This window comes from Sinimarinibacterium flocculans (genome assembly GCF_003201205.1).
Classification (GTDB): domain Bacteria; phylum Pseudomonadota; class Gammaproteobacteria; order Nevskiales; family Nevskiaceae; genus Solimonas; species Solimonas flocculans.
Window position 1 is genome coordinate 21,277 of record NZ_QICN01000006.1, and the last position, 13,092, is coordinate 34,368.

11 protein-coding genes and 1 tRNA gene are annotated in these 13,092 nt (G+C 68.6%); 4 read left to right on the forward strand and 8 right to left on the reverse strand.

Annotated elements, in window-relative coordinates:
• The first annotated feature begins 78 nt into the window (after window positions 1-78).
• From C8D93_RS11620 to C8D93_RS11630, 3 genes are all read left to right on the forward strand, one after another.
• A complete protein-coding gene (locus tag C8D93_RS11620; RefSeq protein WP_110265371.1) occupies window positions 79-1,155 on the forward strand; it encodes an SMP-30/gluconolactonase/LRE family protein in 1,077 nt (358 codons plus the stop codon).
• Window positions 1,152-2,771, forward strand: a complete 1,620-nt coding sequence (locus tag C8D93_RS11625; RefSeq protein WP_110265372.1) for a phytoene desaturase family protein — start codon at window positions 1,152-1,154, stop codon at window positions 2,769-2,771. Before C8D93_RS11620 ends, C8D93_RS11625 begins: the two co-directional genes overlap by 4 nt.
• Before the next feature lie 104 nt (window positions 2,772-2,875).
• Entirely contained in the window at window positions 2,876-4,702 is a 1,827-nt protein-coding gene (locus C8D93_RS11630; RefSeq protein ID WP_110265373.1) for a monovalent cation:proton antiporter-2 (CPA2) family protein, read from the forward strand.
• A 56-nt stretch (window positions 4,703-4,758) separates the two neighbouring features.
• Here C8D93_RS11630 and C8D93_RS11635 read toward each other — a convergent pair.
• From C8D93_RS11635 to infC, 8 genes are all read right to left on the reverse strand, one after another.
• A tRNA-Pro gene (locus tag C8D93_RS11635) sits at window positions 4,759-4,835 on the reverse strand.
• A 65-nt stretch (window positions 4,836-4,900) separates the two neighbouring features.
• Entirely contained in the window at window positions 4,901-5,308 is a 408-nt protein-coding gene (locus C8D93_RS11640; RefSeq protein WP_110265374.1) for a MerR family transcriptional regulator, read from the reverse strand.
• Window positions 5,292-5,588 (reverse strand): integration host factor subunit alpha, encoded by a 297-nt coding sequence (locus C8D93_RS11645; RefSeq protein ID WP_110265375.1) that lies wholly within the window; start codon window positions 5,586-5,588, stop codon window positions 5,292-5,294. The genes C8D93_RS11640 and C8D93_RS11645 overlap by 17 nt, the downstream gene beginning before the upstream one ends.
• A gap of 21 nt (window positions 5,589-5,609) precedes the next feature.
• Window positions 5,610-7,979, reverse strand: a complete 2,370-nt coding sequence (pheT, locus tag C8D93_RS11650) for a phenylalanine--tRNA ligase subunit beta (protein ID WP_110265376.1) — start codon at window positions 7,977-7,979, stop codon at window positions 5,610-5,612.
• A gap of 86 nt (window positions 7,980-8,065) precedes the next feature.
• Window positions 8,066-9,067 (reverse strand): phenylalanine--tRNA ligase subunit alpha, encoded by a 1,002-nt coding sequence (gene pheS / locus C8D93_RS11655; RefSeq protein ID WP_110265377.1) that lies wholly within the window; start codon window positions 9,065-9,067, stop codon window positions 8,066-8,068.
• Window positions 9,068-9,165: 98 nt separating this feature from the next.
• Window positions 9,166-9,528 carry a 50S ribosomal protein L20 gene (gene rplT / locus C8D93_RS11660; protein ID WP_110265378.1) on the reverse strand — a complete coding sequence of 121 codons (363 nt, stop codon included), beginning with the start codon at window positions 9,526-9,528 and terminating at the stop codon, window positions 9,166-9,168.
• Between the two features lie 15 nt (window positions 9,529-9,543).
• Window positions 9,544-9,741, reverse strand: coding sequence for a 50S ribosomal protein L35 (gene rpmI / locus C8D93_RS11665; protein ID WP_110265379.1), 198 nt, complete (start codon window positions 9,739-9,741; stop codon window positions 9,544-9,546).
• A gap of 278 nt (window positions 9,742-10,019) precedes the next feature.
• Window positions 10,020-10,559 carry a translation initiation factor IF-3 gene (gene infC / locus C8D93_RS11670; RefSeq protein WP_380732431.1) on the reverse strand — a complete coding sequence of 180 codons (540 nt, stop codon included), beginning with the start codon at window positions 10,557-10,559 and terminating at the stop codon, window positions 10,020-10,022.
• Window positions 10,560-10,755: 196 nt separating this feature from the next.
• Here infC and C8D93_RS11675 point away from each other — a divergent pair, with 196 nt between their 5' ends.
• Window positions 10,756-13,074 carry an NADP-dependent malic enzyme gene (locus C8D93_RS11675; protein ID WP_110265381.1) on the forward strand — a complete coding sequence of 773 codons (2,319 nt, stop codon included), beginning with the start codon at window positions 10,756-10,758 and terminating at the stop codon, window positions 13,072-13,074.
• Window positions 13,075-13,092 lie beyond the last annotated feature (18 nt).

The window sequence follows — 13,092 nt, forward strand, 5'->3', positions numbered from 1 at the left end:
GGCCGGCCACGGGGCGTGCCGGTTCGGCGTCTCGGCCGGGCGGTCCGGCATCGCCGACGGGCAAGGGGAGAAGGAACCATGCGCTTGCTGAGCTACCTGGTGCTGCCGCTGGCGGTAGTCGCCGCCTATCTGCTGTTCTGGCCGGTGCCGATCGAGCCGCAGATGTGGGAGCCGCCACCGCTGCCGGGGCCGCGCCACCCGTACAACGAGGCGCTGCGCGCGGTGGAGCGCATCGGCGAAGGGCAGGGTGTCGGGCCGGAAGGCATCGCGGTCGACGACCAGGGGCGCCTGTATGCCGGTTTCATCGACGGTCGCGTCGTGCGCATGAATGCCGACGGCTCGGCGCCCACGCTGCTCGCGGAGACCGGTGGTCGGCCACTGGGTCTGGGCTTCGCGCCCGACGGCAGCGTGCTCGTGGCCGATGCGACGCACGGTCTGCTGCAGGTCGGTGCCGACGGCGGCCTGACGACCCTGGCCGACGCGGCCGACGGGGTGCCGTTCAAGCTGGCCGACGACGTCGATCGCGCGCAGGGCAGCGACAAGGCGTACTTCAGCGATGCCTCGTCGAAGTACCCATTGCCCGATCTGATGGCCGAGGTCTTCGAGCACCGCCCGCATGGCCGCCTGCTCGAGTACGACTTCGGCACGCGGCAGACCCGCGTGCTGCTGTCGGACCTGTACTTCGCCAACGGCGTCGCCGTGGGCCCGGACGAAGCCTACGTGCTGGTCACGGAAACGACCCGCTACCGCGTGACGCGCTACTGGCTCAAGGGCGAGCGGGCAGGGACGTCGGAAGTGTTCATCGACAACCTGCCCGGTTTCCCCGACAACATCAGTTTCAACGGCAGCGACCGCTTCTGGCTCGCCTTGTACGCACCGCGTACCTCGGCACTCGACGCCCTGCTGCCGCGGCCGTACCTGCGGCGGGTGATCTTCCGGCTGCCGCATGCGCTGCATCCCAAGCCCAAGCTGCACGGCTGGGTGTTGGGGCTCGATCTCGACGGCAACGTGGTCGCCGACCTGCAGTACGCCGGGGACGGCGCCTTCGGGCCGGTGACCAGCGTCGAGCAGGCCGGCGACACGCTCTATCTCGGCAGCCTGAGCGACACGGCGATCGGCCGGTTGCCGCTGAGCGCACTCACGGGCGCGCCGTGACGGCAGCGCCGGCCTACGACTGCATCGTCGTCGGCGCCGGCCACAACGGGCTGGTCTGCGCGGCCTACCTCGCGCGTGCCGGTCGCAAGGTGCTGGTGCTCGAGCGGCGCGGCATCGTCGGCGGTGCGGCGGTCAGCGAGGAGATTGCGCCGGGTTACCGCGCATCGACGGCCTCGTACCTGATCTCGTTGCTGCTGCCGCAGGTCGAGCGCGAACTCGATCTCAAGGCGCATGGCTACCGCGTGCTCGCGCGCAACCCCTCGTCGTTCACGCCGCTGCCGGATGGTCGCTCACTGCTGATGGGGCCGGATGCCGCGCTCAACCGGCGCGAGATCGCGAAGTTCTCCGCGCGCGACGCCGAGGTCTATCCGCGTTACGAGTCATGGCTCACGCGCGTGGCCGAGGCGCTCGAGCCGGCGCTCGAAGACATCCCGCCCGATCTGTTGCCGCTACCGGCGACGTACCGGCGTCGCGGCCTGCGCGAGCGCATCGCCAACGCCGTTCGTGCGCTGCGCTTCCATCGGCGGCTGAAGGCGCTCGGCGACGATCTGCCGGCCGCGCTGGAACTGCTGGCGGGGCCGGCACGACCGATCCTCGACCGCTGGTTCGAATCCGAGGCGCTCAAGGTCACGCTGGCCACGGACGCGATCATCGGTGCTTTCGCGCCGCCGTCGGCGCCGGGGACGGGCTATGTGTTGCTGCATCACGTGATGGGCACCGCCGGCGGCGCGCGCGGCGTCTGGGGCTACGTGGAGGGCGGCATGGGCGCCTTGAGCGAGGCCCTGCGCCGCTCGGCCGAGAGCGCCGGGGTCGAGGTGCGCGTCGGTGCCGAGGTGGCGCGGATCGAGGTGAGCGACGGTGCGACGAACGGCGTGCGCCTGACTTCGGGCGAGTTCATCGCCGCGCGCCACGTCGCCTCCAATGCGACGCCGGAGGTCACGTTCCGCAAGCTGCTCGAGCAGGACCGCCTGCCGCCGGCGTTTCGCGAGGCGGTTGCGCGCATCGACTATTCGAGCGCGACGATGAAGATCAACCTCGCGGTATCGGAACTGCCGGACTTTGCCTGCCTGCCGGGCACCGCGCTCGGGCCGCAGCATCGCGGCACGATCCACATCAGTCCGTCGATGGACTACCTGGAAGACGCGTACGAGGACGCCCGCCGCGGACTGCCCTCGCGCGCGCCGGTGGTCGAGCTGACGATCCCCAGCTCGGTGGACCGCACGCTCGCGCCCGAGGGGCATCACATCGTGCAGATGTTCGTGCAGTACGCGCCGTACCGGCTGGCCGACGCGCACTGGGACGCCATCGGCGAGGACTATGCGCAGCGCTGCATCGACACGGTGACCGCCTACGCGCCGAACTTCGCCGCGTCCGTGCTGCACCGGCAGGTGCTCACGCCGCTGGAGCTGGAGCGTCGCTTCGGACTGACCGGCGGCAACATCTTCCACGGCGCCATGCCGCTGCACCAGTTGTTCGGCTTTCGACCGGTGCCCGGCTGGAGCGACCATCGCACGCCGGTGCGCGGACTCTACCTGTGCGGGGCCGGCGCCCATCCGGGCGGTGGCGTCAGCGGCGCGCCGGGGCGCAACGCCGCGCGCGTGATGCTCGGCGACTGAGCGACCGCCCCTGCGCCGCGGCGGCGTCGGGCAAGCTGCTACATTGCCGCCGCGGCCCTGCGGCCATTCCGGCGCAGCGGCGATCCGACGACGCGGGGAGCGCAATGGCAGCCGAAGCACAATCGCATGAACTGGTGCGCGTGGTCGCGTTGCTCGCGGCCGGCGTCGTCGCGGTGCCGGTCTTCAAGCGGCTGGGCCTGGGTTCGGTGCTCGGCTACCTGGCTGCGGGCCTGGCGATCGGCCCGTTCGGCCTGAAGCTGTTTGCCGATCCGCAGGCGATCCTGCACGTTGCCGAGCTGGGCGTGGTGATGTTCCTGTTCGTCATCGGCCTGGAGATGCGGCCGACGCACCTGTGGAGCCTGCGACGCCAGATCTTCGGTCTCGGCACGCTGCAGATCGGCGCGTGCACCGCGACGCTGACCGCGGTCGGCCTGGCCTTCGGCTTTCCGCTGCCGGTCTCGTTCATCGGCGCCGCCGGCTTCATGCTCACCTCCACGGCGATCGTCATGCAGTTGCTCGGTGAGCGTGGCGACCTGGCGTTGCCCCGCGGGCAGAAGATCGTGTCGGTGCTGCTGTTCGAGGACCTGCTCGTCGTGCCGCTGCTGGCCCTCGTGGCGTTCATGTCGCCGCAGCATGCGGCTGCGGAAGGCGGCGGCATCCACTGGGCCAGCATCGGCATCGCCGTGGCCTCGCTCGCCGGCCTCGTCGCGGCTGGCCTGTGGCTGCTCAACCCGATGTTCCGCATGCTCGCCGAAGCCCGCGCCCGCGAGGTCATGACCGCGGCGGCGCTGCTGGTCGTGCTGGGGGCGGCGCTGCTGATGGAGGTCGGCGGCCTGTCGATGGCGATGGGCGCGTTTCTCGCCGGGGTCCTGCTGTCGGAATCGACGTTCCGGCATCAGCTCGAAGCCGACATCGAGCCGTTCCGCGGCATCCTGCTGGGCCTATTCTTTCTCAGCGTCGGCATGGCGCTGGACCTCGCGGTGGTCGCGCGCAATGCGACGCTGATCGTGGCCGGCGTGCTCGCCCTGATGAGCGTCAAGGCGGTGACGATCTACGCGGTGGCACGCCTGCTGCGCTCCACGCATGCCGAGGCGCTGGACCGCGCCGTGCTGATGGCGCAGGGCGGCGAGTTCGCCTTCGTGCTGTTCGCCGCGGCCCACGCGGGCGAGGTCATCGACGCGGACGTCAACGCGAACCTGACGGCGATCGTCGTGCTGTCCATGGCGCTGACGCCGCTGGCGGTCACCGCGCTCAAGCGCTTCGGACCGCGCGAGGCCGTGAGCATGGACGGTATCGACCAGGCCGACGGCCTGACCGGCACCGCGTTGATGATCGGTTTCGGTCGGTTCGGCCAGGTGGCGAGCCAGGCCCTGCTGGCCCGCGGCATCGAGGTGGCGATCATCGACTCGGACACCGAGATGATCCGCAGCGCCGCGGATTTCGGGTTCAAGGTGTACTACGGCGACGGCACCCGGCTCGACGTGCTGCAGGCGTCCGGTGCGCGCACGGCGCAGGCGATTCTCGTCTGCGTCGACGATCGTGGCGCCGCCTCGCGCATCGTCGAGCTGGTCCGGCACGAGTTCCCGCAGGCGCGGCTGCTGGTGCGCGCCTACGATCGCGAGCACGCGCTCAAGCTGATGGAGGCGAACGTCGACTACTTCGTGCGCGAGACCTTCGAGTCGGCCAGCCACTTCGGCGAACGGGCGCTGCGGCTGCTCGGCGTCGGCGAGGAGGAGGCCGCACAGCTTGCTGCCGACGTGCGTCGGCGCGACCTCGAACGGCTGGAGCTGCAGTTTACCGGCGGCATCAAGGCCGGTCGCGACCTCATGCACAGCAACCGCCTCAAGCCGCAGCCGCTGACCGCTCCCCAGCATCCGGGCCAGGCCCTGAGCGCGGAAACGGCCGAGGTGACGCAGACCGGCGGCGCCTGACGCGCGTTTCGGCCGGACACGAAAAAGGGGCCGTTTCCGGCCCCTTGGTCGCTGCTTGGTCGGGGCGAGAGGATTTGAACCTCCGACCACTTCCACCCCAAGGAAGTGCGCTACCAGGCTGCGCTACGCCCCGTGGTAAGGCTTGAGGGGCCGGCAGTGTAGCGAAGGGCCCCGGGCAAGGAAAGCGAAAGCCGGTCGCTACTCGGGAAACAGGCGCAGCAGCGATTCCAGTTCGTCGCGCAGTTCCTTGATCTCCTCGCTGCGGCGGTTCGCCGAGGCCGGCAGCGCGGGCGTGGCGATCATGGCGTCATTGACGGCGCCGCCGCGGGCCATCTCCTTCAGGCGCTGGCGTGCGCCGCCGATGGTGAAGCCCTGTTCGTACAGCAGGCTGCGGATGCGGCGCACCATCATCACGTCGTCCTGCTGGTAGTAACGACGGTTGCCGCGGCGCTTGACCGGCTTGAGCTGCGGGAATTCCTGTTCCCAGTAGCGCAGCACGTGCGGCTTGACGTCGCACAGTTCGCTGACCTCGCCGATCGCGAAGTAGCGCTTGCGCGGGATGGCCGGCAGCTCGGCCGTGAGCACGCGGCTATCGGCGGGTGACATCGGCTTCGACTCTCAGCCGCAGCTTCTGGCCGGGGCGGAAGGTGACGACGCGACGTGCGGAGATGGGGATCTCCTCGCCGGTCTTGGGGTTGCGGCCGGGACGCTGGTTCTTGGAGCGCAGTTCGAAATTGCCGAAGCCCGAGAGCTTGACCTCTTCCCCGGATTCGAGCCGGCCGCGAATCTCCTCGAAGAAGAGGTCCACGAACTCTTTCGCCTCGCGCTTGTTCAAGCCCAACTCGTCGAACAAGGCATCCGCAAGCTCAGCCTTCGTCAGCGCCACACGCGCTCCCTGTCCCCGTGCTCAGTGTCGGATCGTCGCTGCCAGCTCCTGGCTCAACGCCTGGGTGACCGCCTGTGTGGCTGCGTCGATGTCATCGATCGTTAGCGTGCGCGAATAGTCATTGAAAATCAAGCCCAAAGCCACGCTTTTACAAGCATTTCCGACAGCTTCGCCGCGGTAGATATCGAACACGAAAACTTTCTGCAACAAATTGCCACCGGCCTTGCGTACGCAATCGACCAGGGCCTGCACCGGTGTCGTCTCGGCGACGACGACGGCCAGGTCGCGACGCGACGAGGGGAATTCCGACAGCGCCTGCGCGCGCGGCACCGCCGCATCGCGGATCGCCGGCCAGTCCACTTCGAACACCAGCGGCGCTTCGGGAAGGTCGAGCGTCCTGACGGCCGAGGGGTGCAGTTCGCCGATCCAGCCGATCGCGCGGTCGCCGCGCAGGATGCGCGCGCTGCGCCCCGGGTGCAGCGCCGCGTCGGGCGCCGCCTCGAAGCGATAGTCGTCGGCCGGCGCGCCGAGCAGCGCGGCGACATCCGCCTTCAGATCGTAGAAGTCCACGGGCCGGTTCTTCTTGCCCCACTGCTCGGCAAAGGCGTCGCCGGCCGCGAGCCCGGCGATGCGGGGCGTCTCGACCACGGCGCCGTCGCGCAGCGCGAAGCAGACGCCGGTCTCGAAGAGACGCGCGCGTGGCAACTGGCGCTGGCGGTTGTGCAGCCAGGCGGCGACCAGGCCCGGCCACAGCCGCGTGCGCATGACCGACTGGGTTTCGGCGATGGGATTGTCGACCGCGATCGATGCGGCGTCCGGGTCGAGCGCCGCCTGTACGCGCGGATCGACGAAGGCCAGGGAGACGATCTCCTGCCAGCCGCGCGACACCAGCGTGCTACGCGCTGCGGCCAGCGGCCGGCGCCCCTCGGCCGGCTGCGACGGCGCCAGCGCCGCGAGGTAGGGCCGTGCCGGAATCCTGTCGTAGCCGTGCAGGCGCGCGGCCTCCTCGACCAGGTCGACTTCGAGGCGCAGGTCGTAGCGATGGCTCGGAATGCGGCACAGCCAGGTGTCGCCGATCTCGTTGCGCGTGGTGATGCCCAGGCGTCCGAGCAGCTGCTCGACCTCGCGGCTGGCGATCTCGTGTCCGAGCAGCTGCGTCATGCGCGCATGACGCAGGCGCACGTTCACCGGTTCCGGCTGGCTGCGCCCGGCCTGGCTCACCGGATGCACCTCGCCGCCGCAGATCTCGGTGATCAGCTGCGAGGCGCGGTCCAGCGCAATGCGCTGCAGGCCCGGATCGACGCCACGCTCGAAGCGGTACGAGGCGTCCGAGACCAGCTTGTGGCGGCGGGCGGTGCCGGCCACGGCTTCCGGCGCGAAGCAGGCGGATTCGAGGAAGATCGAGGTGGTGGCGTCGGTGACACCCGATTCGAGGCCGCCCATCACGCCGGCCAGTGCAAGCGGTCCGTTGTCGTCGGCGATCAGCAGCTCGCCGTGCTCGGTCACGACGCTCTCGCCGGTGAGCATCTTCAGCTGCTCGCCCGGCTTGGCGCGGCGCACGCGGATCGTGCCGGAGAGCTTTTCGCGGTCGAAGGCGTGCAGCGGCTGGCCGAGTTCCAGCATCACGTAGTTGGTCACGTCGACCAGCGGATGGATGCAGCGCAGGCCACTGCGCCGCAGCCGCTCCCGCATCCAGTCCGGCGTGCGCGCCTTGGCGTTGAGCTTGGAGATGATGCGGCCGGTATAGGTCGGACAGGTCTCGGCGTCCTCGATCTCGACCTTGATCGTGCGATCGCCGACGACGACGGCCGGCGGCAGGTTGGGGCGCTTCATGTTCACGCCGAACAGCGCGGCGACGTCGCGCGCTAGGCCCAGCACCGACAGGCAGTCGCCGCGGTTGGGCGTGATCTCGAGGTTGAGGATGTGATCGTCGAGCCGCAGGTAGTCGCCGATCGGCTGGCCCGGCCGGGCGGTGGCGTCGAGTTCGAGCAGACCGTCGGACTTGTCGGACAGCGCCAGCTCCTTGGCCGAACAGAGCATGCCGGAGCTGTCGACGCCGCGCAGCTTGGCCTGGGTGATCTCCATGCCGCCCGGCAGGCGCGAGCCGACCGTCGCGCACGGGGCGTTCAGGCCGACCCGCGCATTCGGCGCCCCGCAGACGATCTGCAGGGGTTCGCCGGCGCCGACGTCGACGCGGCAGACCTGCAGGCGATCCGCCTGCGGGTGCTTCTCCGCCGCGACGATGCGACCGACGACGACGCCCTGCGGCAGCGTGTCGACCGCCGGCTCGACTTCCAGCTCCAGTCCACCCATCACCAGGCGCTGGGCGATCTCTTCGATGGTGGCCTGCGGGTTCACCCACTCGCGCAGCCAGGTTTCGCTGAGTTTCATTTCAATGGTTCCTCACCGCACATCATGCAGGAGCGCCTCCAGGGGCGGTCACTGCACCGGGGAAAGCGTCGCGGCCGAAGCCGCTCCTACCGGAACTGCTCCAGGAAGCGCAGGTCGTTGTCGAAGAACAGGCGCAGGTCGTCCACGCCGTAGCGCAGCATGGCCATGCGCTCGACACCCATGCCGAAGGCGTAGCCGGTGTAGCGCTCGGGATCGATGCCCACGGCTTCGAAGACTTTCGGATGGACCATGCCGCAGCCCAGTAGCTCCAGCCAGCGCTGGCTGCCGTCGGCCTGCGTCCAGCGCATGTGCACATCGGCGCCGGGTTCGACGAACGGGAAGTAGGACGGCCGGAACAGCGCCTCGACGTCGCGCTCGAAGAAGCGCGACAGGAAGCTCTGCAGGTCGTACTTCAGGTCCGCGAAGGTCACCTTCTCGGCGACGTACAGGCCCTCGACCTGGTGGAACATCGGACTGTGCGTACGATCGGAGTCGCAGCGGTAGACGCGGCCGGGGCAGATGATGCGGATCGGCGGCTGGCGCGACTGCATCGTGCGGATCTGCACCGGGCTGGTATGCGTGCGCAGCAGGCGGGCGCCGTTCATCACGTAGAACGTGTCCTGCATCGCGCGCGCCGGATGGGCCTCGGGAATGTTCAGCGCGTTGAAGTTGTGGAAATCGTCCTCGATCTCCGGGCCCTCGACGGTTTCGAAACCGAGTTCGCCGAACAGCGTGCAGATGCGATCGATCGTGCGCGTGATCGGATGGATGCCACCGGTGTCCTCGCCGCGTCCGGGCAGCGACACGTCAATCGCCTCGGCCGACAGACGCTGCTGCAGCTCGTGCTCCTGCAGTGCCGAGCTGCGGGCATCGATGGCGTCGGCGACGGCCGACTTGAGCTTGTTGACGCGCTCGCCGAAGGCCTTGCGCTCATAGCCCTCGAGCGTCGACAGCTGCTTGAGCAGCTCGGTGACGCGGCCTTTCTTGCCGAGCAGTTCGACACGCAGCGCCTCGAGGCTGCGCAGATCGCCGGCGGCGGCGATGTCGGCCTTGGCCTTGTCCAGCAGTTCGTCGTGTGGATGGGTCATGGGCGGGCAGAAGTGAAGTGAGACGGCCGGAAAACAAAAAAGGGGAACGGCGAGTGCCGTTCCCCTTGTTCGCGTACTACGCTGACTTCAGTCGGGGATCAGGCTGCGCCGAGCTGGGCTTTCGCCTGGGCCACCAGAGCGCCGAACGCCGCCTTGTCGTGCACCGCGAGATCCGCGAGGACCTTGCGGTCGAGGGCGACGCCGGCCTTGGCGAGCCCGTTGATAAATCGGCTGTACGACAGACCCAGTTCCTTGGTCGCGGCGCCGATGCGGATGATCCACAGCGCGCGGAACTCGCGCTTCTTCACGCGGCGGTCGCGGTAGGCGTACTGGCCGGACTTGATGACCTGCTGCTTGGCCGAGCGGAACTGGCGCGACTTGGCGCCGTAGTAACCCTTGGCCTTCTTCAGGACCTTCTTGTGCTTGGCGCGGGCGGTGACGCCCCTTTTGACACGTGCCATCGTTCGTTCTCCCGGTTACGCGTAGGGCAGCATGATGCGGACTTCGCGATGATCCGACGGATGGATCTGCGCTTCGCCGCGGAGCTGACGGATACGCTTGCCCGACTTCTTGGTCAGGATGTGGCGCTTGTGGGAGTGCGAACGCTTGAACCCGCCTTTGCCGGTCTTGGCAAAACGCTTGGCCGCGCTCTTCACGGTCTTCATCTTCGGCATTTTTCGGTGACTCCTGTTTGGGTCGTTGCCGGTGTCGCAACCCTGCCTTGAAGGGCGCTGGCCGGGCCTTTCCCTGCGGGAAAGGACTTCCTGATCTGCGACGGGCGCAGAAGGGGCGCGATTCTGAAGGGTTTTTCGCCCGGTTTCAAGGCGCTGGGCGCCTGCGGGCTGCAGGAACGCCGACGGGCACGACGGCGCATCGCCGTGTGCCCGTCACGAATCGCGGCTTAAACCGTTCCTGGATGCGCACGACGCCGCAAACGACGGCGGCGGGCCGTCTATTTGCGCTTGGGCGAGATGACCATGACCGACTGGCGGCCTTCCATCTTCGGGAACTGCTCGATCTGCACCAGCTCGCCCAGCTCCTCGCGCAGGCGGTTCATGACCTGCATGCCGAGTTCCTGGTGCGCCATTTCGCGGCCGCGGAAACGCACGACGATCTTGACCTTGTCGCCTTCCTCGATGAAGCGCGAGATCGAGCGGAACTTGGTCTGGTAGTCGCCTTCCTCGGTGGTGGGGCGGAACTTGATTTCCTTGACCTGGATCTGCTTCTGCTTCTTCTTCGCAGCCTGCAGGGCCTTGTCCTTCTGGTAAAGGTACTTGCCGTAATCCATGATCTTGCAGACCGGCGGATCGGCGTTCGGCGAGACTTCGACGAGGTCGAGTCCGGCGTCTTCGGCCTTCTGCAGCGCCTCTCGCGTCGGCAGGATGCCGAGCTGGGCGCCGTCGTCTGCGATAACACGTACACGCGGCGCGAGGATCTGGTGGTTGCGCCGGTCTTCACGTTCCAGTGCGATGCGAGGTCTCCTTAGGGTCAGGCCTGGATCAGTCTATAGCGTCCGCCTCGCCGCGACAGGCTTCGCGCACGTCGGGAAGGGGGGATCAAGGCGCGGATTGTACGGGCGCGTCAAGGCCTTCACAAGCGGAGTCATCACCTGGCGGACGTCGGTCACGCAGGCGCCCCGCGGGCATGCGACGATACGGCTTTTCCGGCTCCGGAGAGCTTCGCCGCGCATGAGTCAGGACAGTTCCATCCCCGCGGACGCCCGCGAGATCCTGCGCCAAGCGGCGCTGGCCTACCACGAGTACCCGGTGCCCGGGAAGCTGTCGGTGACGCCGACCAAGCAGCTCACCAATCAGCGCGATCTCGCGCTGGCGTACTCCCCCGGCGTCGCGGCGGCCTGCGAGGAGATCGCCGCCGACCCGACCACCGCCGTGCGCTACACGGCGCGCGGCAACCTCGTGGCGGTGATCACCAACGGCACGGCGGTGCTGGGACTGGGCAACATCGGCCCGCTGGCGGCCAAGCCGGTGATGGAAGGCAAGGCGGTGCTGTTCAAGAAGTTCGCCGGCATCGACGTCTTCGACATCGAGGTCGACCAGGCCGACCCCGACAAGCTGGTGGAGGTCGTCGCGGCGCTGGAGCCGACTTTCGGCGGCATCAATCTCGAGGACATCAAGGCGCCGGAGTGCTTCTACGTCGAGCGGCAGCTGCGCGCGCGGATGAAGATTCCGGTGTTCCACGACGACCAGCACGGCACCGCGATCATCGTCGGTGCCGCCGCGCTCAACGGCCTGGCCGTGGTCGGCAAGCCCATCGAGGACATCAAGCTGGTGGTCAGCGGCGCCGGCGCGGCGGCGCTGGCCTGCGTCGGCATGCTGGTCGAGCTCGGCGTGCGCAGGCAGAACGTCTGGCTCACCGATATCGCCGGCGTGGTCCACGAGGGCCGCACCGAGCTGATGGACGATCTCAAGGCGCAGTATGCGCAGAAGACCGATGCACGCACGCTCGCCGAGGTCATCGACGGCGCGGACATGTTCCTGGGGCTGTCCGCAGGCGGTGTGCTCAAGCCGGAGATGGTGGCGCGCATGGCGCCGAAGCCGCTGATCTTCGCGCTGGCCAACCCGACCCCGGAGATCCTGCCGGAGCAGGTCAGGGCGGTGCGCGACGACGCCATCATCGCCACCGGCCGCACCGACTACCCGAACCAGGTCAACAACGTCCTGTGCTTTCCGTTCATCTTCCGCGGCGCGCTCGACGTGGGCGCGACGACGATCACGCGCGAGATGGAGGTGGCCGCGGTGCGCGCGATCGCCGATCTGGCGCGCCGCGAACAGCATGACGTGGTGGCCAGCGCCTACGGCATCGACGATCTGCAGTTCGGCCCCGAGTACCTCATCCCCAAGCCGTTCGATCCGCGCCTGATCGTCAAGATCGCACCGGCGGTCGCGCGCGCGGCGATGGAATCCGGCGCGGCGACGCGGCCGATCGCGGACTTCGACGCCTACGAGCAGAAGCTGCAGCAGTTCGTGCACCACAGCGGCACGATGATGAAGCCGATCATCGACATCGCGCGCCGCGTACCGGAGACGCACAAGCGCATCGTCTTCGCCGAGGGCGAGGAGGAGCGCGTGCTGCGCGCGGTCCAGGTCCTGGTCGACGAGCGCATCGCCCGGCCGCTGCTGGTCGGCCGGCCGCAGGTGATCGCCAGCCGCATCCAGCGCTACGGCCTGCGGTTGCGCGAGGACGAGCACTACGGCGTCGTCAACCCGGAATTCGATCCGCGTTATCGCGAGTACTGGCAGGATTACCACGCGCTGATGAAGCGGCGCGGCGTCACCGAGCAGTACGCGCGGCTGGAGATGCGCCGGCGCACGACACTGATCGCGGCCATGCTGCTCGCCAAGAACGAGGCCGACGGCATGATCTGCGGCCTGGTGTCGAACACCGCGCGCCATCTGCGCTACATCGACGAGGTGCTGGGCAGGAAGCCCGGCGCCAGCGTCTACGGCGCGATGAACGGGCTGATCCTGCCCGGGCGCCAGCTGTTCATCGTCGACACCCACGTCAACGTCGATCCGAGCGCCGAGCAGCTCGCCGAGATCACGCGCATGGCCGCGGACGAGATGCGCCGCTTCGGTTTCGAACCCAAGGTGGCGCTGCTGTCGCACTCGAACTTCGGCAGTTCGAACGCGCCGTCGGCGCAGAAGATGCGCGAGGTGCTGGAACTGCTGCGGGTGCGCGCACCGGAGCTCGAGGTCGACGGCGAGATGCACGGCGACTGCGCGCTCGACGAAACCACCCGCCGCGGCATCCTCGGCGACAGCACGCTGCACGGCAGCGCCAACCTGCTGGTGATGCCTGACCTCGATGCCGCCAACATCGCCTACAACCTGCTCAAGACCGCCGCCGGTCACAACGTCGCGATCGGACCGGTGCTGCTCGGCTGCGCGCGGCCGGTACACATCCTCACGCCGTCGGCGACGGTGCGGCGCATCGTCAACGTCACCGCGCTGACGGTCGCCGACGCGCAGGCCGCCCGCAGCGCCTGAGCCAACTTCCGCCACGCC

Coding starts and splice junctions, on each gene's coding strand:
- C8D93_RS11620 (WP_110265371.1), top strand. CDS start 79: ATGCGCTTGCTGAGCTACCTGGTGCTGCCGCTGGCGGTAGTCGCCGCC.
- C8D93_RS11630 (WP_110265373.1), top strand. CDS start 2,876: ATGGCAGCCGAAGCACAATCGCATGAACTGGTGCGCGTGGTCGCGTTG.
- C8D93_RS11640 (WP_110265374.1), bottom strand. CDS start 5,308: ATGTCACCCGCCGATAGCCGCGTGCTCACGGCCGAGCTGCCGGCCATC.
- pheT (WP_110265376.1), bottom strand. CDS start 7,979: ATGAAACTCAGCGAAACCTGGCTGCGCGAGTGGGTGAACCCGCAGGCC.
- pheS (WP_110265377.1), bottom strand. CDS start 9,067: ATGACCCATCCACACGACGAACTGCTGGACAAGGCCAAGGCCGACATC.
- rplT (WP_110265378.1), bottom strand. CDS start 9,528: ATGGCACGTGTCAAAAGGGGCGTCACCGCCCGCGCCAAGCACAAGAAG.
- rpmI (WP_110265379.1), bottom strand. CDS start 9,741: ATGCCGAAGATGAAGACCGTGAAGAGCGCGGCCAAGCGTTTTGCCAAG.
- C8D93_RS11675 (WP_110265381.1), top strand. CDS start 10,756: ATGAGTCAGGACAGTTCCATCCCCGCGGACGCCCGCGAGATCCTGCGC.